The following is a 19898-nucleotide window of genomic DNA, read 5'->3' as shown; positions in this document are numbered from 1 at the left end:
TCTACGCCGATGATAGTGCGGATTGCCCGTGTGAAAGTAGGTAATCGTCAGGCTCCCTCTGCCAAAACCCCCGCCCACCCGGCGGGGGTTTTGCTTTTTGCGCGCCCGAATTCTCCCGGTTCCCCACAGACACCGTCCGACCCGGATCAGGACCGGGCGATGAATCGCGGGCGACGTCCGGTTCGTTGCGCGCGCAGCCATGAAGCAGCGCTTCCTCCGCCCGCAGTAACGGACGTCTCCAGCACCTCGCACGCCTGAAGCATCGAGCGGCTTCCCGTCTCGCGTGCACCCCTCCTACCCGCCTCTCGCCCCACCGGTTTCCCCGGTCAGCCGCCCTCATCAGCATCCACGACGCTTCGATCTTGCCGACTCTTCCAGCCACATTGAAGATCCTTCAATCATCCGGCCCATTGTCGACGGGAGTTCCGACACTCAGAATCACTGCACTTTGAACTCGTGAAGCCCCGACATGCAACTCGATCACGCTACGATCGTGACCACCGACATCGAAAGCGTTCGGCGCTTTTTCAATGTCGTGGTCGGCCTGGATACGGGTTGGCGTCCTCCGTTCCGTGTCGATGGCGATTGGCTCTATCTCGACGGCCGGCCGGTCATTCACGTCACGCGCGCCACCCTGCCGCCGTCGGCGTCGCGCATCGATCACGTCGCGATGCGGATTCAGGCGCGCGGCGAGTGGCAGGCGCTGTTCACGCGTCTGCAAGCGCACGGCTTCCGATACCGCGTCAGCGAAGTCCCGTTGTCCGGCGAAGTGCAGGTGTTCGTCTCCGTCGTCCCCGGCGTGAACGTCGAATTCGTCACGTCGCGCGCCGTCGACGCGCGCCGGCAGGCGTGATGACGACGCAACCGGAAAGACGCTCGATCCGAGCAGATTCCCCCTACTTTTTCATCGTGTCCGGAGAACCCATGAGCATTCGTTTCCCGATCGCCCGCCGCATGCGCGCACTGGCTGCCGCCGCCCTCGTTCCATCCGCGCTGATCGCGCCCGCGCATGCCGCCGGCGACGACCTCGTGCAGCCGGAGGTACTCATCGTCGATCAGAGCCTGCCGGCCGGCCAGGTCGAGCAGCAGATACTCGCGGCGCGGACCTACGACACGTTCTGGTCGACGGGCGACGAAGCGCAGGCGCGCGCCGCGCTCGCGCCCGACTTCACCGATCGGACGTTGCCGCCCGGGCGCCCGCAGGGCATCGCCGGGGCGCTCGCGGCATCGAAGTTCTTTCGCGGCGCGGTGCCCGATGTGCGTTGCGAGGTGAAGCAGATGATCGTGGCAGGGGATCGCGTGATCACGCATTTGCGCTTCACGGGGCATTTCACCGGGAAGCTGAAGGACGTCCAAGGCCACGGGCAGCCGGTCGATTTCATCGCCACCGATATCTACCGGATCCGGAATGGCCAGATCGCGGAAAACTGGCACCTCGAAGACATCCTGACGTTCCTTCAGCAGGTGGGCGTCGTCAAGATGTGAGCGGCGGCCGTGACCGGTCCGCTGCTTGCATGGGCCGTTTCATGAAGGGGGAGGGGGATGGTGATACAGTCGTGCGCCGCCGGCCCAGGTGCCGCCCTTTCCCGAATGAAGTCGCCCCCCGAGGCAGTCGATCATGCCCAATCCCGGTATAGAACACCTGAGCACGGATAACCTCGGCGACATCCGAATGTTCGTCGAGGCAGCCGGCCAGGGCAGTCTTTCCGCCGCGGGCCGGAAGCTGGGCCTGTCGCCCGCGGCCGCGAGCGCGAGGCTGGTGCGGCTCGAAGCCGCGCTGAGTACGCAGTTGTTCGAGCGCACGACACGCAAGCTCCGCCTGACCGACGAGGGGCGCGTCTATCTTGCGCACTGCCAGCACGCGCTGCAGACCCTCGACGACGCGCGTGCCGCCCTGCAGGCGGGGCGTGCGTCGATCGGCGGAAAGCTGCGCGTTTCCGCGACGTCGGACTTCGGGCGCGGTACCCTGCGGCGCTGGCTCGAGGCCTTCGCGGAGCGTCATCCGGACATCCGCATTGCGCTGACCTTGTCCGACCAACTCTCGCATCTCCTGCACGACGACATCGATCTTGCGATCCGCTTCGGAAATCCGCCGGACAGTTCGATGGTGGCGAAGCGGCTGGCGGCGAACCGGCGCGTGTTGTGCGCGTCGCCCGCCTATATCGCAGCGCACGGCGCGCCGGATCATCCGGACGAGCTGGCGCGGCTGGACTTCATCCTGTCGTCGGGGCTCCCGGCAAACGCGTGGCGCTTCACGCGGCATGGCGAGACGGTCGCATTCCAGGCGCCGGAAAGCCGCGCATGGGAGACGAACGACGGCGCGATTGCGCGCGAATGGGCGCTGGAGGGCCGTGGCGTGGTGATGAAGTCGTTGTTGGATGTGCACGCTGATCTACGGGCGGGTCGGCTCGGCGTGCTGCTGCCGGACTGGCGTAGCCCGGACGCACCCGTCAATGCGCTGTTCCAGCGCAGCCGGTTCCTGGCGCCGCGCGTGCGTGCGCTGCTCGATTTCCTCGCCGAGCGTTTCGCCGAGACAGCGGTCGAGCTCGAACCTTTTCTGTGAGGCGTGTTCGCGGCCGAGGGAGAGGCGGCCGCGCAGGGGGATCTGTCGCGGGCGGCAAGATCCGGCAGCGCCGCTTCGTCGATGACGCGATGCGCGGGCCGAAGCGAATCGGCGTGCTCGGGCTCATCGGCGAATACGGCTCAGGATCTGCGTGTAGATATCGGGCGTATTGCGGTTCGTTGCGCGCGCAGCCATGCCGAGTTGTTCGCCTAGGAAGCGCCACGCGTGAGCGGGAATTCGTGCATCCCACGGCGCGCCCCAGCCGTCGAGATTGGCGATGCCCATCGCGGCCTCCACATAGGCGGCGTGAAAATCGCCCGCCTGCAGTCGCCAGGCGGACAGCAGGAACCTCGGCTCCGCGCATTGGGGGGCAAGCTGGATGCAGCTCCTGAGCGCCTGCGCGGCATGGCTGGCCGGAGCCGCGAGCGCCTGTTCATACAGCGTGGACAAGCGGCGTTCCTGTACATCGCTGATGCTGGGCGCGTGGAGGAACGATCGCGGCACGAAGCCGATGCTTCGAAATCCTTCGCATACGCTCGACAACCACGGCACATGGATCTGAAGCAGGGTGCGCCGTTGCTCGGCTTCGTTGGCGAGATCGAGCAGCCGCAATGCGCGGCATTGCGCGGCCGATACGCGTAGTTCGCCGTCGCCCACGTGCATCCGTATGCGCAGCGGCCCGCGCGCCGACGCGCGTCCGAGGCGCGCGGAGGTCCCGCGAAGACTGTCTCGATCGAGAACGCAAAACGCATGGGCGAGCGTCTCGGCCCGTTGACCGACGACTTTCGCAACCTTGTCGCGTTCGCGCGGCGCGATGACGCGATGACGAAAGTACTGGGTCGAGTAGATGCTGTGAATCAGGCCGGCGAGACGGATGTCGGGATCGGCTCCCCACCCCGACAGCACCTCGTAGGTTCCCAGCAGATGATCCCAGAGCGTCGAGCCGGAATGGGCGACGCGCGTCGCATCCGCGACGAGGGTCAGCGTGGCGTTCAGGCGGTCTTCGTCGAGGGCGGCGTCGCGCATCGCGGCTTCGTGGTCAGGTGCGTCCGGCTTCGTCCGCGACGCCGGCGAGATGCGGCGCGAGGCGCTTGCTGTCGAACGACGCGAGCGTGTCCCGCAGCGCGGCGATGCACGCCGCGAGGTGCGGTTCAAGCTCGACGGCGTCGGTGTGGCCCGCGCCGGTCAGGAACGGCAGCGACGCGCCCGGCACGTCGGCGAGCGACGCTTTCAGCGCATCGACCAGTACGTCGCCCACGGTCGCGCCGCCGTGGTTGAACGCCATGTTCAGCGCGAGCGATCCGCCGTCGCCCGCCCGCGCCTTGTGCCACAGGCCGGGCGGCAGGCATAGCAGGTCGCCCGGATGGAGCGTCACCTTGCGAATCTTTTGCCGTGCGACGGCCCGATGCACGGCGGCCATGTCGGTGCGCGCCGAATTTTCGGTCGGAAACAGCGTGTGGGGCGACGTGGCGTACCACCAGGTCTTCTCGCCGTCGAGTTGCAGCGTGGTGGCGGTTCTCGCGTCGTAGTGAAAGTCGAAGCCCGAGGACGGCGGCGACAGATACGCGCGGAAATCGACCCGCCCGGCGAAGCCGATCTCGCGCCGGACCCGGCGCGCCGCCGTTTGCAGGGAGCGGTGCGCGAGCTGCAGGTCCGTCACGCAAATGGTGGCCCCCGCCTCATACATTTCCCGTATGTCGGCGGGGCTGATGGTCGCCTGCTTCAATCCGCCGAATACGCAGCGAATCTCGGTCACCTTGTCCAATCCGAAGATCACGTTCGCCGGCTTCATCAGGAAATCGAATTTTCCCGGTTGGCCGCGAATCAGGAGCGGGCGTTTGCCGAAGGATTCGCGCAGAAACGCGTCGACCGAGATCGGATCGAGAATTTTCGCGAGGGTCGCGCGGGGGTGTGCATGCGCTTTCACGTCATGTTTTCCTTTATGCGGCGCACGAGGGCATCCGTGTCCAGACCATGCGCGCGCCTCAGATCGGCGACAGCGCCCGATTCGCCGTGCCATCCCGACGGCCACGACAGGGCGCGGACGGTGATGCCGGGCGGGGCGACCCTGCGAACGGTGTCGGCCAGGCCGCCGATCGGCCCGTGGTCTTCGAGGACGACGATGGCGCGCAGGCGCGGCTCGCTCGTGATCCAATGCGCCAGCGCGGCGTCGCCGAGCTGCGCGATATGTCGCCACGGGATCGGCGCGCCATTGGCCGCCAGCGCCTGCACGGCCTCCTGCGCCCAGTGCGATGCATATCCGCAGGACAGCAGAACGGTCTCGCCGGCCACGCCGTTGCTGCGCACGACGCCCGGCGGCAGCCCCAGGTCGCCGACCGGTTCCCGGCTCGTTCTCACGTAGGCGGGGCGGGGCGAGGCGGTCAGCGATTCGACAGCCCGTTCGACGTCGGCGGCGTCCGCGGGCGCCCAGAGATCCACGCCGCCGATGGAGGCGAGGACGCCGAGATCCGACAGGCTGGCATGGCTCGCGCCGTTGGCGCCGCTCGCCGCGCCCGCGTGCGAACCGATCATCACGACGGGCAGCCCCTGCGACGCGACGCAGGTGCGGATCTGATCTGCGCCTCGATGACACAGGAAAGCGCTGAACGAGAACACCCAGGGCCATTGCCCGGTCGCGGCCAACCCGGCCGCGACGCCGATGAGCGCTTGCTCTGCGATGCCGGCCTGGACGAACCGGGCAAACACGGGTCGCCCCTGCGGGTCGTACAAGCCGTACGAGTCGCCCAGGTCGCCGTCGAGCACCCAGATGCGATCGCTTTGTTCCGCTTTCCTTCGCAGCGCGTCGACGATCGTCAGCGCCAGTCGTTTCATGTGGCAAGCCTCCCATCGATCCGTGGCCTGGAGGGAATCCGCGACGCGCGCCCGTTCATCGCGAGAGGATCGGGCGCGACGCCGACGAACCCGATCGCATGCAAGCCCGAGTGACACTGCTCGGCTGTTCTCCGCAGCGCATCGACCATCATCAGCGCCAGTCGCTGCATACGGCAAGCCTCCCATCGATCCGTGGCATGGAGGGAATCCGCGACGCCGACGAACCCGATCGCATGCAAGCCCGAGTGACACTGCTCGGCTGTTCTCCGCAGCGCGTCGACGATCATCAGCGCCAGTCGCTCCATACCGCAAGCCCCTCATCGATCCGGAACAGGGAACGAACCCGCGACGCGCGCCCATTCGTCTCCCGACAATTGCGTGCAATGGCGACGGAAGCGATCGAGTTCGAGCCCGAGGTTCCGACCTTTGACCGTGCGCGCCAGCACGACGGTGGGCCCACGCCGGGAACCTTCGACCTGGGCGCGCGCAGCGTCGATCAACGCATCGACGTCGTGCCCATCCACCTCATCGGCGGTCCAGCCGAATGACCGCCACTTGGCGAGCGCGTCCGGCAAGGGCGTGGCATCCAGCCGCGCGTCATGGGCCCAGCCGCATTCCTGTTCGCCATTGAGATCCACGACCACGTGCAGGTTCGACACGCCGTAGCGGGCCGCCAGCATCACGGCCTCCCACACCATGCCTTCCTGGCATTCGCCGTCGCCGAGCACCACCCACACGTGGCGCGTCCGCCGCGCGAGGGCCATCCCCAGCCCGACGGCGACGCCCTGGCCCAGCGCGCCCGATGAAAAATCCATGCAGGCCAGCCGGGTGCGATCGGGATGACCTTGCAGCGGGGAGCCAACCGTGCCGAACCTGTCGAGCGGACCCAGGTCGACACCGGCCTGCTGCAACACGGCATAAAGCGCCATGCTCGCATGCCCTTTCGACAGCAGCAGCGCGTCGCCGCCTTCGTCGAGCGCCGCCATCGCACGCGCGGCGAACAGCGCGAGCAGGATCTCGACGCAACTCAAGGTGCCGCCCAGATGGCCGCCGCCGTTGGCGCGCAATCCCTCCAATATCGCTTGCCGCACCCGCGGTGCTACACTGGCTTCGGCCAGTTCTGGCCGCACCAGTTGTCTGTCGGACGTCGCGCGCTTACCGGTAGTGTTATTCATCCTGGATACGATTCCCTCCGCCCGGTTGGGATCGAACTGCCCTGACATTAGGATTCTCAAGGAAAGCCAACATGTCAACTCTCGAGCCGCTCAGCCTGGATATCGTCGTCACCTGGAGAGGGCGGCACGAGCTGCAACAGGCGCTGCCCTCCTTGTGCGAACTCGCCGCCCGGCATGACGGCGGCGTCACCGTGGTCAACTACGGCGGCGATGCCGATCAGCTGCGCGATCTGATGGCCGGGCACGCCGCGCGCGTCGAGGTGGTGCACGTCGACGAGCCCGGCTGGTTCAACAAGGCCCGCGCCCAGAACATCGGCGCCGCGCATACGCATCGCCCGTTGCTGTTCTTCTGCGATTGCGACATCGTCGTTCCGGACGGTCAGCTCGACGCGCTGGTCCGGCAGCTTCGCGCCGAGCCCGCCGCCTTCGGCACCGTCGCGGGCGTGACGGAAACCGTGCGCAACGCGCGCAAGGCCGGCCAGGTCGCGATGTTCGGCTATCACCTGAAGCTGCGCCTCACCAACGGACGCGCGCTCGAGATCATCGACAACGAAGAGGACGCGGCGGACGGCACGCGCCAGGCGCCCGGCTTGCTGATGGTGCGCCGCACCGGCTTCGAATGCATCGGCGGCTACAACGGCTGCCTCGTGGGCTGGGGTTGGGAAGACCAGGACATGATCGCGCGGCTGACGCTGAGCGCCGGGCTCGCGCGACGCCAGAGCGGCGCCGTGCTGCATGTGTCCCACGACGATGATGCGCGCATCCGTCACTATCCCCCCGTGCAGGATCGTTGGGAAAGCCGCGACCGCATGTTTCGGCAAGCCCTGGCCAACTACGATCGCGGCGATTGGCTCGGGACCTACGAGGAAGACGCCTTGCGCGCGACGACGCGCAGCCCGGTTTCAGCCTGAGCCGTCCGCCGCGTCGAGCGTCGCGCGCAAGTGCGTCAGCAGCGCGACCTGTTCGTCGAGCGCGTCGGCCCGCCATGCGGCGAGCGACGCGGGCAGACGAACGCCCAATGCGCGTTCCGCATCCGCCACCGCGCGGGTCAGCACATAACGCCCGGCTTCGACGGTCACGCCGTCGTGCAGCGCATACGTCCCGTTCAGTTGTTCGGCCTGCTCCGGCGTCACGCCGCGCGGCAGCGCGAGCTGGAGGCCGCCGGCATCCGCGCGCACGGGATAGCCGCCGGGCCGGCCGTGCACGCCGGGCGCTTGGCCATGCCACGCGTCGGCGCGGCCGGCCAGCGCGCGCAGCATCGGCGCGGCCAGCGCGCCCGTCAGGCTGTTGAGCGTGGCATCGGCGGGCAGGCGCACGGGCGCGGCCAACGCGGCGGCCTCATGCTCGGGCAGCCGGCTGCCGTCCAGCCACACGGCCGGCGCGGGCAGCCCGTTCCATGCGCCGCGCGTCATCGCGCTCACGTGCGCGTGATGGGCGAGCAGCGAGAGGGGCGCGCGATCGGTGCGGTTGCGCAGCATCGACGCCACGATGGCGATATTGCCGATGCCGCCCGCGACCGGCAGGCCGCGCGCGGTCAGCACGTGGTTGGTCAGGTCCGGATAGCAGCCGTTGACGAGATGCGCCCCGGGATGCGCGGCCGTCGCCGCGCGCATGACCCGGTCGGCGAGCACGGCCTGCAAGGGCAGCGTGCAGCCGTAGCCCAGCTGCGCGATCAGCCGCTGCCAGCCGCGCGTCATATGCCACGGCGACTGCATCGACGCCACGGTCAACACGACGCGCGGGCGATACGCATCGAACAGGCGCGCCAGCGACGCGGGCGCGTAGTCGCATGTCACGGGTGTCACGGCAATGCGGTCCGCGCCGCCGTTCCCGAGCGCATTGGCGAGCGCCGCCATGTGATGCACGGCGGTCTCGTTGCGCGCCGCCGCGACCACGGTCATCGGTACGTCGCCGCGGCCGGCGAGGCTCATCAGCACCGCGTGCGCCAGCGAGCCCGAGCCCACCACGATCAGATCGACGTCGCGCATGACGTATCCGCTCCCTTATCTCGATGCCGAATGGCGATTGATCCAGCCGCATAAAACCAGGATCACCCACAGCTGCTCGTGCCACCGGTTGTCGTCGCCGATCTCGTCATAAGCGCGCAGCCGCGACAACAGGGTGGCCCGGAACCGGGCGCTCAACGGCGCGATTCTCCACAGGCCGGAGTCGGCGATCTCGTCGAGCACCCGGGTGCGGAACCGCGCGTCCAGCAGCCAGTGCGCGATCGGCGCGAGCAGGACTTGCCGCTTGCGCATCACGATCTCCGGCGGCAGGTAGCGGCCGGCGACCTGCCGCAGCAGGCGCTTGGCCCACCAGGCGTCGGCCTCGTGCCAGTAGTTCAGGCCGGGATCGATCGCGGACGCCCAGCCGTAGACGTCCGGGCGCAGGAACGGGAATTCGAGGCGGGGGCCATGCATGAGCGCGTTGTCGGCGAGCGCCGGCAGCAGCAGCTCGCCGATCCGGAACACATACTCGTGCGCGGACATCGCCTCCGTCGGCAGCGCCTCGGGTTTGGCCGCGAGCAACTGCCGATAGAACCCGACGTCGTCGGCGGGCAGCGTGTCGATGGCGTGCGGATCACGGCTCAGGCGGCGCATCTCGTCGAGGGTGAAGAATTCCGCAATGCCGAGGAACAGCACGTCGTCGAGGCCGAGCAGGCGTGCGAGCGGCAGGTCGTACAAGCCGGCGAGGTCGATGCCGAGCCGGCGTTGATGATGCATCTGCGCCGCGAGGCACGTCAGGGGCTTGTGGTAGCCGCCGAAGCATTCGTCCGCGCCCAGGCCGGAAACCGCGACGGCGTGTCCGTCCGCGACGGTCGCCTCGATCAGGGCCGCGTGGGTCACGGCGGCGGGCGCGGTGAGCGGGAACGGGGCGGCCAGGATGCGATCCAGCAGTTGCCGGGCGTGGTCGACGTCGAGGTGCACGATCCGGTGACGGATGCCGGTGACGCGCGCCACGGTGGCGGCGTAGTCGGTTTCGTTGAGGCCGTAGTCGTCGTCGAAGGCGATCGTGTAGCCGGTGACGGCGTGTCGCTCGCGCAGGAGCGCGGCCAGCAATCCGGAGTCGACACCGCCGGAGAGAAACAGGGCGACCGGGCGTTCCGCGTCGGCGGCTTGATGCACGGAGGTCCGGAGCCGCGCCAGGGCCTCTTCCCGCAGGCAGGCCGCATCGTGCGACACCGGCCGCGCGTGAACGGGCCACGCGGCGCGACGCACGACGGGCGGCTCGCCCGGCGCGCACCTGAGCGCCTCGCCCACGTGCAGCGCCCGGACGCCTTGCAGAAGCGCGTGCCCTGGCCGCGCCCGACCTCGCCAGAGGAGATGCAGCAGCGACCCGACGTCGAATTCGCGCTTGATCCCGAGCGAGCCGACGAGCCGCTGCGGATCCTGATCCCACTCGATGCGGTCGCGCTCGATGCGGAAATAGAGCGGGCCGCGCGCGTGCAGCCCGCGCCGGACGATCAGCGCGCCGTGCGCGTCACGCGAGACGTCGAGGTCGGCGGTGTCGCCGTCCGGCGATGCCGCATCCCAGGCGATCCGTTCGTCGCGCGGGTCGATGCGCCAGCTGGCTGGCCCGCAGCCGATCGGCGCGGTTTCCCGGGCGCGTTCGCGCAGCGCGGCGCAGCCCGCGTCGGTCAACGCCGCCGCGCCTCGCATCGGCAAGGCCTGCTTGCGCGCGCGCGGGATCAGACCTTGGCTTTCGTCGTGCGCTTCTTCGCGGCCGGCTTCTTCGCCGCGGCTTTGGTCCGTTTCTCGGCGGGCCGGATGATGATGCCGCCCTTCGTGTCGCCTTCGGCGCGCCGGATCGATCCGCCTTTCGTGTCGCCGCCATCCAGCGTGATTTCATAGCGCCGCTTGTACAGCTGCTCGAGCGCGTCGAGATCGATGGAAATGGTCAGTGCCTTTTTGCCGCGCTTGGCGGCAGGCTTGGCGGGATCAACAGCGGAAACTTTGTTGGATTTCTTTTTGGTTGCCACGTCTGCTCCTTTCCATAACGATGTGAAGGGAACCCCGGTCAACACACGACGCGCCGCGATATCACGGCAATCGTTGCATGGTGACGGCGTGCAACGATTATAGGAGATATAACCCGACACTCCGTTATTTCGCATAACTCACACAATGCTGACCGCCTGCCTGATCGTCCATAACGAAGCGCGCGTATTGGCGCGGTGCCTGACGTCGCTGGCGCCGTGGATCGACGCGTGCTGCATCGTCGACAGCGGTTCGACCGACGAGACGGTCGACATCGCGCGTCAATTCGGCGCGCAGGCGCGGGTGATGCCGTCGCTCGCGGACGCGCGCGGCCGCATGATCGACTTTGCCGCGGCGCGCAATGCGGCGCTGGCGATGGCGGGCAACGGCTGGATCCTGTCGGTCGATGCGGACGAGGTGCTGGCGATCGGCGATCGCGCCGAGTGGCGGCGCTTGATGGCCAGGCGCGATCTGCAGGCGATCGAGCTGGTGATCCTGTCCGGCGGCACCCGCTGGTATCTGCCGAGGGTGTTCCGGAAGCAGCCGTGGTCGACGTGGCATGGGCGCGTGCATGAATGGATCGTGCTGCGGGAGCCGACCTGCCGGACCAACTGCGCCACGCTGAGCAACCATCCGGACAAGGCGGGCAAGGAATCGGCGGTCGAGCGCGATCTGCGTCTGTGCGCGCAGGCGTTGCGCGACGACCCCGACGATCTGCGCGCCGTGCTCTATCACGCACGCGCCCTGCGGCTCGCGAAGCGCCATGCCGAGGCCATTCCCCTCTATCTGCGCTACTGGCGGCAGGCGGAATTCCAGGCGGGCCGCTATACTGCCGTGCTCGGCGCAGCCACCTGCGCGCTCTTGATGCGCGACCTCGAAGCGTCCCGCCGCTATGCGCTGGCCGCGTACCGCATCGATCCCGATCTCGCCGAGGCGTGCTGCGTGCTGGGGGATGTCGCGCTCGGCATGGGGCGCGCCGACCTCGCCGTCGGCTGGTTCGAGAAAGCGCTGCGCAAGCCGTTGCCCGGGACGGCGCAAACGCTGTTCGTCGACGAGAGTTGCTACGGGCCGTATCCGCGCGATCGTCTTCGCTGGATTCGCGAGCGGCTGCAAGCGCGCTAATGCGCTAATGCGTTAGTGCGTTAGTGCGCCCGCACGCCGAGGGCATTCACGCCCGCACGAGATCGACTTCCGATACCGCCAGCAATCCGGTGAGCCGCACGTCGGCTTTCGTCTGGCGCGGGTTCACCACCAAGCCGCTGCTGCGCACGATGTCGAGCATCGATTCGGCCAGCGGCATCACCATGTGTCGTCCCCAGCAGCGCTCGGTCTCGTGGCCGAACGGCAGGTAGCCCGGATGATTGTCGGGGGCCAGGTGGTCCCAGCGCTCGGGGCGGAACGTTTCGGGATCCTCCCAAAGCGCCGGATCGCGATGGCTCAACAGCGGCAGCAGCAGGATGTCGTCGTCGGGCCGGATCCGGTCGTCGATCTCGGGATACTCGGGCGAGGCGTTGCGCAGGATGTTCCAGGACGGCGGCAGCAGCCGTAGCGATTCATGGATGATGTTGCGGTTCGACATGCGATCGTCGAAGGGCGAGCCGAGCCACAGCGCATTGGCGACCAGCGTGGAAATCGTGAAGCAGACCGGCGCGGCCGTGCGCCGGTACAGGCCCATGGCGTAGCGGCGCTCATCGTAGCCGGACGCGGCGGACACGAACGCGGCGGTGTCGGACGCGCCGTTCCGCAGTTTGACGGGGCGCAGCGCGGCTGCGGCGATGACGGCCCAGGTGAGCTTCGGCGTCAGCTCCAGGATGCGGTTCATCAGGAAGCGCAGCCGGTGCGGATCGTCGCCGAGCAGCAGGTCGCGCAGATAGACGTGCCCGACATGCGGCCACGGACCGCGAAAGTCGAGATCATCGGGAAGCGGGCGTTTCAGCGCCGCGCGCACGTCGCGACCGATCGCCTGCATCTGCTGCAAGGCGCGTGGACGCGGGATCGAGCGGCCGTGCAGCGGCTTGAAAGTCGGGCGTTCGACTTCGGTGGCGTGCCGCGCGTCGAGGATCCGGTGGCTCAGTTCGGCCCCGGCGATCCCCACGGTATTGGCGTCCAGCCTGAACAGATCCTTGCCGCGATGCTCGCGCATCAGCGCGTCGAGCCTGGGCGCGAACACGGTCGTCCGCGCGAGCCGGCCGTCGGCGGTCGAGGAGGGGGCGGGCGCGATGGGCAGGGAACCACGCCCGGCGAACTGATCGGTAGCTTCACTGGACGCGGTTCGAGTCATCAGTGCGATTCCTTCAGGAAAAAAAGATGACGGTGCGGCGTATCAATACCAGAGATACCAGGCATAGGCCTTCAGGCTTTTCTTGGAAGCGAGCTTATCTTTGAGCGCAAACAGGACTTTCATGGATTACCCTCGTTTTTCATTGGAAATAAGTCGCCCTGCACAGGCGACATGGATGGGAATCATGCTGCTGTCGAACCCATGCGCAGGGGCCGGACAAGCCTGCCTCGCGCAAGATGCACATATTGAGATATGTGCATTTCGAGAATAAATCAGATCAATATTTGCAAGTAAATCAATTTCATTAACATGAACAATGATGGCAAATAGTCGAAATGCCGCATGCTATTGCCTTATATGATTCGCGCGACAGGACGCCGGCGCGCATCGCCCCGCCCGCGGCGGGGCGATGCGTCCGTCAGAAGCGATGGTTCACGAGCAGTTCGAGGCGGCGGTCCGCGCCGAGCAGATACTGCGGGCCGTTGTAGTACGCCGCCTGCACGTAGCGGCGGTTGAACACGTTGTAGGCCCGCGCGGTCACCGTCGTATCCTTGCGCGGCTTCCAGGCGAGGCCGAGATCGACGGTCGTGTACGACGGCATCACGAGCTGGTTCGCCGCGTCGGCGTAGCGCGTGCCGACGTACTTGACGCCCACGATGCCGGTCCATGCCGGCAGAAAGCGCCAGCTGACCCACAGATTCGCGAGCCGCTGCGGCACCGAGATGGGCACGTTGCCCGCGCGCGAGACCGTCGCGCCACCGGACGCCTGCTGGAAGTCGTCGTATTTCGCGCGCAGGATCGCGATGTTCGCGTCGACGCGCCAGTCCTTCGCGATCTCCGCGCCGACGGTCGCTTCGAGCCCGCGCGACGACTGCTGCCCGACCTGGATCGACTGGTTCGGATTCACCGGGTCGGCCGTCACGAGGTTGTTCTTCACGATCCGGTACGCGGCCAGCGTCCATTCGGCCTTGCCGTCGAGGAACGACTGCTTCACGCCGATCTCGATCTGCTTGCCGGTCGCGAGCGTGAAGTTCGCCTTCGATGCGTTCAGCATCAGCAGCGAGCCGACCGGGTCGGCCGAGACTGAGTATTGGCCGTACACCGCGAGGCCGGGCCGCACGTCGTACACGGTGCCGATGCGCCAGCCGGTGTTCGCGAATACCTTCGTGAACGCGCTGCCGTTGACGAGATCGTCGCGGTTCACGCTCGCATGGTCGTAGCGCAGCCCGCCGATGACCGACCAGCGCGGCGTGATCTCAAGGCGGTTTTCCGCGAACAGCGCGTACTGGTTCGCCTGGCTCCGGTACTTCGGATAGGTGCCGGCCGTGTTGATGAAACTGCCCGGATCGAAGTTGAACGGATCGACGGTCGAGGCGCCCGAGTACGGCGCATTGTTGTCGTGCTGGAAGCGCGTGTGGTTGAACTCGAATCCCGCCGAGAAGGTATTGCGCATCCCGAACAGCGCGCTGCTCACGGTGGCCGTCGTCACGTTGCCGTACTGCTCCTGGTCGTGGAAGATTTCCGTGTAGCTGCTGCGCTGGATTCGCCCGCTCGTCGGCAGGTACGCGTAATATTCGGCGTCCTTCCAATGACGGTTGCTTTTCATCCGGTACAGCGTGCTCGTCACGTTCAGGCTGTCGCTCGGCTGCCAGTTCGCCGCGACCGTTGCCCAGCTGTCGCGAAACGCGATGTCGCTGTCGCCGACGTTGTAGTTCTTCTTGTCCAGCGCCCGATCCAGCGCGCCGTTGACGAGCGGGACGCCGAAATACTGCATCGGATGCTGGAAGCCCTGCGCGTAGGACGCCGTGACGTACAGGTCGGACGTCACGTCGTAGCGCAGCGCGCCCGAGAGGGACAGGTTGCGCGAATTGCCGCGATCGACCCAGTTCGACGAACGGTTGCCGCTGATGTCGAAGCGGTAGGACAGCTTGTCGTTGATCGCGCCGCCGCTGCCGAACGCGAGGCGCGCCGTGCCTTCGGTGCCGCCGCCGACCTGCAGTTCATTCCGGATCGGTGCGCGCGCCGGCTTCTTCGGCACGATGTTGACGACGCCGCCGATCGCGCCTTCGCCATAGATGACCGAGGCGGGGCCGCGCAGCACGTCGATGTGATCGACCGACCAGGTATCGAATGGAAACGTGGTGGCGAGCGCGCCATACGGGCGCACGCCGTCGTACAGCTGCGTGACCGACGACGCGCCGACGAAGCCGCGCGCGCTCAGCTCGGATCCGCCGTTGCCGGGATGCGGCGATTCGCCGATGCCGGCGGCCCGGCTGACCGCGTCGACGATCGTGCTGTCGCCGCGCGTATCCAGCTGGGCGCGGTCGATCTGTTCGACGCTGGCGGGGGTTTCGAGCGGCGTCAGGCCGAGATGGCTGCCGGTGTCGCGCGGCTGCTTCAGCGGGGGCTGCCTGCGCGCATCGACGCGGATCGGCGCGAGCGTCGCGCCGGGCGTATCGGCGTTGTCGTCCTGGGCCTGGCCGACGAGCGGGAATGCGATCAGCGCGGCAGCCGCGGGGAGCATCAAACGGTACGTCATGAGTCAACTTCCTTGAAATCGAAGAGAGGCGTCGGGCGGCGCGCATGTCGGCTCGGCCGCCGTCGGCCTGCGGGTTCAATCAGGTGGGCGTGCGCGTGCACCAGGCGGCGCGCGAGGCGGGCGCGTCGATGGCGGCGGGGCGCGTCATCCAGGCGATCCATCCGGCCCACAGTCCGCATGCGATCAGGGTCGCGAGGTTGAGCGCGCGGCGGTGACGGGCGATCCGGTCCAGCAGGGACGGGCGTGCGGTCATACGTACCTCCAGGGTTCGACGGGGTGGGATGCGCACGCCGGACCGGCGTGCGCGGGCGCGGCGGCGCGCGCATCGGATGCCGGCACGGACGTCGGCGTTCGCATCAGAACGCGTAGCGCGCGCCGGCAAACACGCTGCGCCCTTCGCCCGGGTAGAAGATCGTGGTGTTCGCGGTGCGTGCGTTCGCGACGGTGCTGATGTCGCTGACGTAGCGCTTGTTCGTCAGATTGCGCGCGTCGACGTACAGCGACAGGCCGTTGCGGAAGTCATAGCCCGCTTGCAGGCCGAGCAGCGTGTAGCTCGGCGCGCGCAGCGTGTTCGCGTCGTCGGCCCACGCGCCCGACGGCACCCAGTCGAGCGTCGCCGCGATATGGAAGCCGCTCGGGCGCGCATAGCCGAGCGTCGCGCGCAGCACGTTGAGCGGCACGCCCGCGATCCGGTTGTTGCCGTACTGCGGGTCGTCCTTGAAGCGGAAGTCGTTCAGGTTCCAGATGCCCGACAGCGTGATCGTGTCGCCCGCGCCGCGCCCCGTGACGTTGCGGAACAGCTCGATCGACGCACCCGCCTCGATCCCCTGCAACACCGTCTGGTTCGCGTTGAAGGTCGACGCGGGCACGTCCGGGTTCGTCGTGTATTGCAGCAGCTGGTCGCGCACCAGCGAGCGATACGCGGTCAGGTCCCAGCTCAGGCGGTCGCGCGTGCCGCGCGTGCCGACTTCGAGGGTCCAGGCGTGCTGCGACGCGAGCGGCGTGAAGCGCGTCGTGCTCGCGAAGGTCTGCGCGAGATCGGTGAAGTCGGGTACGTCCTGGCTGCGCGTGATGTCGATGTAGGCCTGAGTGTTGCGATCCGGCTGCCACAGCAGGCCGAGCTTCGGATTGAGCCCACTGTAGGCCGCGCGCGTCGATTTGTAGTTCGGGTCGGTCGGGAGCCCGCCGTTGTCGACGTACTCGCGCACCGAGCGCAGCGCCTTCACGCCCGTCATCAGCGCGACCGTCGGCAGGAAGAACAGCCGGTTCTCGACGTAGGCCTCGTAGTTGAACGCGGTCTGCGTCGAGTCGAGCGTTTGCGCACCCTTGTCGCCGTTGACGTTCACGTACTGATTGGCCCGCGTGCGGCCGCCGAAGAAGCGCGCGCCGACGATCAGGTCGTCGCGCATCCCGCCCAGGGTCAGGCGGCCCGTGTAGCGTGGGGCGAAGCCATAGGTCCAGCCGTCCTGGTCGAGCGCCTGGAAGATCGGATGATAGAGGCTCTTGTGGATCGCCCAGGTGTCGAACTGAAGTTCGCCGGATTCGAGCTTCACGGTGGTCCGGTTCGCGATCCTCTCGGTGCGCGTGTTGCGCGCCTGGTCGCCCGACAGCGCATTCGGCGCGGCCTTGGTCGGATTGTTCAGCGCGTCGGCCAGCGACAGCGTGCCCGGCAGCCGCTGGTCGACCACGTAGGCGCCGACGTAGAAGCGTGTCTCGACCGTCGGGCTGAAGCGGTAGCCGACGTTCGCGTTGAACTGCTCGTACTGGCCGCGCGAATGCGCGCGATAGCCGTCCGTGTGATTCACGCTGAAGGTCGCGAGGAAATCGAGCGGGCCATAGATGCGCGAGAACTGGGCGCTCGCGCGCACCGTGCCGTAGCTGCCGCCTTCGACGCGCAGGAGGTTCGGCGCATCGGCGGTATGGGCGGTCGGCGTGACGAAATTGATCGCGCCGCCGAGCGTCGAAGCGCCGTACGCGAGACCGTTGCCGCCCTTGTAGACCTCGGCCGCCTGCAAGGCGAGCGGGTCGATCTGGTAGTAGTCGCCGCTGCCGTCGGCGAGATTGGTCGGGATGCCGTCCTGGAGGATCTCGAGGCCGCGCGTGTGATACGAACGGGCGATGCCCGATCCGCGGATCGACAGACGCAGCTCCTGCCCATAGCGGTTCTCGACGAATACGCCGGGTACGTCCTTCAGCACGTCGCGCAGCGTGAACGCGTAGGTGTTCCGGTAGCGGTCGGCGTCGACGAAGCCGACCGAGCCGACGGTCGCCTCGAGATCGCGCTTGAGCGCGTCGGTCGATTTCGCGGTCAGCGGCCCGGCGGGCCGGGTCGCGTTGACGGCGATGACGGGCAAGGTGGTCGAGGCAGGGGTGTCGGCGGTTTGCGCGCCGGCGGAGGCTGTACAGAAGGCGGCTGTCACGCCGGACAGCGCGACCGCGAGGCGGGATAGAGGAAACATGATGGGCTCGGTATCGAAAATACGTTCGGATGCGGCGGGCGCGGCGCGCGGCGGCCGTCGCCCGGCGCGCGCTCAGGCGCGGACACCGGGCGGCGGATGGCCGGGGCGACGGGGATGCGATCCGGTCCGCGCGGTCGCGTGGCGTGCGGATCGCGAGGGCGGTCAGGCGTGCGCGGGCGGGCCGCGCGGCGAGGCGAACGTATAGCGTGCCGCGACCCGGCGGCCGGGCGTCGGCGGCGGGTCGGGCAGCGCATGCCGCACGACGAGCGGGCGCGGCATCGGTGCGGTGTAGTGCAGCGGCGGATGGCCCGCGAGCAGCCCGCAATAGCCGCATCGGTCGAGATGCGTGGCCGGCGGCGAATAGACGCCGGGATGCGTGGCGGAGACGTTGTCGGTCGCGGAGCAGATCGCCATGAAGGCCCGCTCGCGCGCCGCCGCGCTCGCGCGCAGCTGCGACACGAGCGGCGCGCACAGCGCGAGGGCGAGCGCGAACAGCCCGAGCCACGCCGTGACCCGGGTTCGTCGCAACGGCGCGCGCGGCGCGCCGGCGCGCAATGCGTCAGGCCGCCGTGGACGCCGCACGTTGGAACAGCAGCCGGTCGACCTGCCAGACCGCGACGATCGTCAGGCCCATCAGCGGAAACACGATCCCGAGCAGCGCGAGGCCGGCGATCCAGCCGCGCATCGGCGGCGCGCCGCGTTCGCGCGCGGGCGCGCCGAGCGTGCCGGCGGGGCGGCGCTTCCACCACATCACCGCGCCCGTCACGGCCATCGCGGCGAGACCGAGCGACAGCGCGGCGCACAGCAGCTGGTTCGCGAGCCCGAAGTAGCGCCCCATGTGCAGCGCGGTGCCATACGACACGGCGCGCGACACCGCGCCGTAGTCGTCGTAGCGGATGTCCTTCAGCACCGCGCCGCTGTATTGGTCGAGGTAGAGCGTGCGCTCCGCCTTCGGATCGGCGGGGAAGTACGACGCGGTGAACACGCCGTCCGGCCCGGCCGGCAACGCGAGCGTGTAGCCGCTCGTCACGCCGCGCGCCGCGACGAGCGCGATCGCGCGTTCCAGCGTGAGCGGAGCGGGCGTCGGGGCCGACGGCGAACGCGGCACGGGGACGTTGCCGACCGCCCAGGGCGTCTGCGGCAGCGGCAGGTCGTCCATGACCATGCCCGGCATCGCATCGTCGCCGCCGTGATGGGCGTGCGCGGCGGGTGCGTCGGCGGCCGGCGTCGCGCCCGGACGCGACGAGCGCAGCGGCAGGCCGCCGAACGCGCCGGCGGGCGCGCCGAGGTTCACGGTGGCCGCGAATTCCTTGAAGTACTTGCCCCACGAGCCCGACCAGGGCAGCCCCGTGAGGATGAAGGCGAGCGCGCCGGCGGCGAGCCAGACGCCGCCCACCGCATGCAGGTTCTTCCACAGCGGCCGGCCGCGCAGCGACAGGTCGGGGCGCAGCGCGCGCCCGACGCGCGCCGCGCCGCGCGGCCACCACAGCGCGACGCCGGTGCCGATCATCACGAGGGTCCAGCACGCGGCCAGCTCCATCAGCAGCTCGCCCGTCTTGCCGAGCAGCAGCTTGCGATGCAGCATCCGGTCGACCTGCATGAAGCGGCGCTCGACGCTCAGCGTGCCGAGCACGCCGCCGTCATAGGGGTTCACGTAGACGCTTTCGCGGCTGCCGTCGGCGAGCCGGAACACGTACTCGGCGCTGCGGTTCGCCGCCGTGGACACCTGCACCGTGGCGAGCGTCGCGCCGGCCGGCAGCGCGGCGCGCGCGTTCGCGGCCAGGGTGTCGGCGTCGAGTCTCGGCGTGTCGCGCGGCGCGACGATCAGGCGGTGCGGATACAGCAGCGGTTCGATCTGCGGCTGGAAGGCGTACAGCGTGCCCGTGATCGCGAGGATCACGAGGAACGGCATCACGAACAGGCCGGCATAGAAATGCCAGCGCCAGAGCGTCCGGTAACCGGCGCTCGCGGAGCGGGCGGGCGAGATGCTTCGCTCGACGGTGGTCGACATGGGGGTTCCCTCTTCGTTGTCGTCGCCGGCCGGAGCCGGCCGTCGTCACGACGCGGCGCGC

20 protein-coding genes are annotated in these 19898 nt (G+C 68.4%); 5 read left to right on the top strand and 15 right to left on the bottom strand.

Annotated elements, in window-relative coordinates; genetic code table 11:
- Positions 1–469: 469 nt before the first annotated feature.
- From AC1RQF_RS19535 to AC1RQF_RS19525, 3 genes are all read left to right on the top strand, one after another.
- Positions 470–853 carry a VOC family protein gene (locus AC1RQF_RS19535; protein WP_273997039.1) on the top strand — a complete coding sequence of 128 codons (384 nt, stop codon included), beginning with the start codon at positions 470–472 and terminating at the stop codon, positions 851–853.
- A 71-nt stretch (positions 854–924) separates the two neighbouring features.
- Complete coding sequence (locus AC1RQF_RS19530) at positions 925–1485, top strand: ester cyclase (protein WP_273997038.1); 561 nt, start codon at positions 925–927, stop codon at positions 1483–1485.
- Between the two features lie 133 nt (positions 1486–1618).
- Positions 1619–2563, top strand: a complete 945-nt coding sequence (locus tag AC1RQF_RS19525; protein WP_492872754.1) for a LysR family transcriptional regulator — start codon at positions 1619–1621, stop codon at positions 2561–2563.
- A gap of 123 nt (positions 2564–2686) precedes the next feature.
- On the opposite strand, the gene AC1RQF_RS19520 is transcribed toward AC1RQF_RS19525, so the two are convergent.
- Genes AC1RQF_RS19520 through AC1RQF_RS19500 form a run of 5 tightly spaced genes read right to left on the bottom strand, consistent with a single transcriptional unit; the run spans position 2687 to position 6570 of the window.
- The gene (locus tag AC1RQF_RS19520) at positions 2687–3589 is read right to left on the bottom strand and encodes a DUF6817 domain-containing protein (protein ID WP_492872753.1); all 903 of its coding nucleotides are present in this window, start codon (positions 3587–3589) and stop codon (positions 2687–2689) included.
- 13 nt (positions 3590–3602) lie between these two features.
- Positions 3603–4490, bottom strand: coding sequence for a JmjC domain-containing protein (locus AC1RQF_RS19515; protein ID WP_273997035.1), 888 nt, complete (start codon positions 4488–4490; stop codon positions 3603–3605).
- Positions 4487–5395, bottom strand: a complete 909-nt coding sequence (locus tag AC1RQF_RS19510) for a transketolase family protein (RefSeq protein ID WP_492872752.1) — start codon at positions 5393–5395, stop codon at positions 4487–4489. Before AC1RQF_RS19510 ends, AC1RQF_RS19515 begins: the two co-directional genes overlap by 4 nt.
- Entirely contained in the window at positions 5392–5700 is a 309-nt protein-coding gene (locus AC1RQF_RS19505) for a hypothetical protein (RefSeq protein WP_492872751.1), read from the bottom strand. The genes AC1RQF_RS19510 and AC1RQF_RS19505 overlap by 4 nt, the downstream gene beginning before the upstream one ends.
- Before the next feature lie 12 nt (positions 5701–5712).
- The gene (locus tag AC1RQF_RS19500) at positions 5713–6570 is read right to left on the bottom strand and encodes a thiamine pyrophosphate-binding protein (RefSeq protein WP_273997030.1); all 858 of its coding nucleotides are present in this window, start codon (positions 6568–6570) and stop codon (positions 5713–5715) included.
- A gap of 71 nt (positions 6571–6641) precedes the next feature.
- Here AC1RQF_RS19500 and AC1RQF_RS19495 point away from each other — a divergent pair, with 71 nt between their 5' ends.
- Positions 6642–7481, top strand: a complete 840-nt coding sequence (locus AC1RQF_RS19495; protein ID WP_492872750.1) for a galactosyltransferase-related protein — start codon at positions 6642–6644, stop codon at positions 7479–7481.
- Here AC1RQF_RS19495 and AC1RQF_RS19490 read toward each other — a convergent pair.
- From AC1RQF_RS19490 to AC1RQF_RS19480, 3 genes are read right to left on the bottom strand one after another with little or no spacing between them, the layout of a single operon-like run.
- Positions 7473–8558, bottom strand: a complete 1086-nt coding sequence (locus AC1RQF_RS19490) for a hypothetical protein (RefSeq protein ID WP_492872749.1) — start codon at positions 8556–8558, stop codon at positions 7473–7475. The genes AC1RQF_RS19495 and AC1RQF_RS19490 overlap by 9 nt on opposite strands.
- Before the next feature lie 15 nt (positions 8559–8573).
- Positions 8574–10229 carry a DUF7411 family protein gene (locus AC1RQF_RS19485; RefSeq protein WP_492872748.1) on the bottom strand — a complete coding sequence of 552 codons (1656 nt, stop codon included), beginning with the start codon at positions 10227–10229 and terminating at the stop codon, positions 8574–8576.
- A gap of 29 nt (positions 10230–10258) precedes the next feature.
- A complete protein-coding gene (locus AC1RQF_RS19480) occupies positions 10259–10549 on the bottom strand; it encodes a hypothetical protein (RefSeq protein WP_273997025.1) in 291 nt (96 codons plus the stop codon).
- A gap of 145 nt (positions 10550–10694) precedes the next feature.
- Between AC1RQF_RS19480 and AC1RQF_RS19475 the strand changes: the two genes are divergently transcribed.
- Positions 10695–11669 carry a glycosyltransferase gene (locus tag AC1RQF_RS19475; protein WP_273997024.1) on the top strand — a complete coding sequence of 325 codons (975 nt, stop codon included), beginning with the start codon at positions 10695–10697 and terminating at the stop codon, positions 11667–11669.
- Positions 11670–11715: 46 nt separating this feature from the next.
- On the opposite strand, the gene AC1RQF_RS19470 is transcribed toward AC1RQF_RS19475, so the two are convergent.
- From AC1RQF_RS19470 to AC1RQF_RS19440, 7 genes are all read right to left on the bottom strand, one after another.
- Positions 11716–12828: a cytochrome P450 gene (locus AC1RQF_RS19470; protein ID WP_492872747.1), complete on the bottom strand. Its 1113-nt coding sequence runs from the start codon at positions 12826–12828 to the stop codon at positions 11716–11718.
- A 42-nt stretch (positions 12829–12870) separates the two neighbouring features.
- Positions 12871–12951, bottom strand: a complete 81-nt coding sequence (locus AC1RQF_RS19465; protein WP_443111521.1) for a tryptorubin family RiPP precursor — start codon at positions 12949–12951, stop codon at positions 12871–12873.
- Between the two features lie 295 nt (positions 12952–13246).
- Complete coding sequence (locus tag AC1RQF_RS19460) at positions 13247–15367, bottom strand: TonB-dependent receptor (protein ID WP_492872746.1); 2121 nt, start codon at positions 15365–15367, stop codon at positions 13247–13249.
- Between the two features lie 79 nt (positions 15368–15446).
- On the bottom strand, positions 15447–15620 hold the full coding sequence (locus AC1RQF_RS19455) for a hypothetical protein (protein WP_273997019.1): 174 nt from the start codon (positions 15618–15620) through the stop codon (positions 15447–15449).
- Between the two features lie 103 nt (positions 15621–15723).
- Complete coding sequence (locus tag AC1RQF_RS19450; RefSeq protein ID WP_492872745.1) at positions 15724–17826, bottom strand: TonB-dependent receptor family protein; 2103 nt, start codon at positions 17824–17826, stop codon at positions 15724–15726.
- A 162-nt stretch (positions 17827–17988) separates the two neighbouring features.
- Positions 17989–18354, bottom strand: a complete 366-nt coding sequence (locus AC1RQF_RS19445) for a DUF2946 family protein (protein WP_492872744.1) — start codon at positions 18352–18354, stop codon at positions 17989–17991.
- 31 nt (positions 18355–18385) lie between these two features.
- Positions 18386–19837 carry a PepSY-associated TM helix domain-containing protein gene (locus AC1RQF_RS19440; protein ID WP_273997015.1) on the bottom strand — a complete coding sequence of 484 codons (1452 nt, stop codon included), beginning with the start codon at positions 19835–19837 and terminating at the stop codon, positions 18386–18388.
- Positions 19838–19898 lie beyond the last annotated feature (61 nt).

The organism is Burkholderia sp. GW821-FHT14F03 (assembly GCF_058803765.1).
The sequence above is the reverse complement of the archived record's forward strand: the minus strand, read 5'-3'. Positions and strand labels throughout refer to the sequence as shown.

Excerpts from the sequence above, each read along its gene's own strand:
- AC1RQF_RS19505 (WP_492872751.1), bottom strand. The coding sequence starts at position 5,700 with ATGGAGCGACTGGCGCTGATGATCGTCGACGCGCTGCGGAGAACAGCC.
- AC1RQF_RS19440 (WP_273997015.1), bottom strand. The coding sequence starts at position 19,837 with ATGTCGACCACCGTCGAGCGAAGCATCTCGCCCGCCCGCTCCGCGAGC.
- AC1RQF_RS19530 (WP_273997038.1), top strand. The coding sequence starts at position 925 with ATGAGCATTCGTTTCCCGATCGCCCGCCGCATGCGCGCACTGGCTGCC.
- AC1RQF_RS19490 (WP_492872749.1), bottom strand. The coding sequence starts at position 8,558 with ATGCGCGACGTCGATCTGATCGTGGTGGGCTCGGGCTCGCTGGCGCAC.
- AC1RQF_RS19465 (WP_443111521.1), bottom strand. The coding sequence starts at position 12,951 with ATGAAAGTCCTGTTTGCGCTCAAAGATAAGCTCGCTTCCAAGAAAAGC.
- AC1RQF_RS19500 (WP_273997030.1), bottom strand. The coding sequence starts at position 6,570 with ATGAATAACACTACCGGTAAGCGCGCGACGTCCGACAGACAACTGGTG.
- AC1RQF_RS19460 (WP_492872746.1), bottom strand. The coding sequence starts at position 15,367 with ATGACGTACCGTTTGATGCTCCCCGCGGCTGCCGCGCTGATCGCATTC.
- AC1RQF_RS19455 (WP_273997019.1), bottom strand. The coding sequence starts at position 15,620 with ATGACCGCACGCCCGTCCCTGCTGGACCGGATCGCCCGTCACCGCCGC.
- AC1RQF_RS19470 (WP_492872747.1), bottom strand. The coding sequence starts at position 12,828 with ATGACTCGAACCGCGTCCAGTGAAGCTACCGATCAGTTCGCCGGGCGT.
- AC1RQF_RS19510 (WP_492872752.1), bottom strand. The coding sequence starts at position 5,395 with ATGAAACGACTGGCGCTGACGATCGTCGACGCGCTGCGAAGGAAAGCG.
- AC1RQF_RS19525 (WP_492872754.1), top strand. The coding sequence starts at position 1,619 with ATGCCCAATCCCGGTATAGAACACCTGAGCACGGATAACCTCGGCGAC.
- AC1RQF_RS19450 (WP_492872745.1), bottom strand. The coding sequence starts at position 17,826 with ATGTTTCCTCTATCCCGCCTCGCGGTCGCGCTGTCCGGCGTGACAGCC.
- AC1RQF_RS19520 (WP_492872753.1), bottom strand. The coding sequence starts at position 3,589 with ATGCGCGACGCCGCCCTCGACGAAGACCGCCTGAACGCCACGCTGACC.
- AC1RQF_RS19495 (WP_492872750.1), top strand. The coding sequence starts at position 6,642 with ATGTCAACTCTCGAGCCGCTCAGCCTGGATATCGTCGTCACCTGGAGA.
- AC1RQF_RS19535 (WP_273997039.1), top strand. The coding sequence starts at position 470 with ATGCAACTCGATCACGCTACGATCGTGACCACCGACATCGAAAGCGTT.
- AC1RQF_RS19485 (WP_492872748.1), bottom strand. The coding sequence starts at position 10,229 with ATGCGAGGCGCGGCGGCGTTGACCGACGCGGGCTGCGCCGCGCTGCGC.
- AC1RQF_RS19475 (WP_273997024.1), top strand. The coding sequence starts at position 10,695 with ATGCTGACCGCCTGCCTGATCGTCCATAACGAAGCGCGCGTATTGGCG.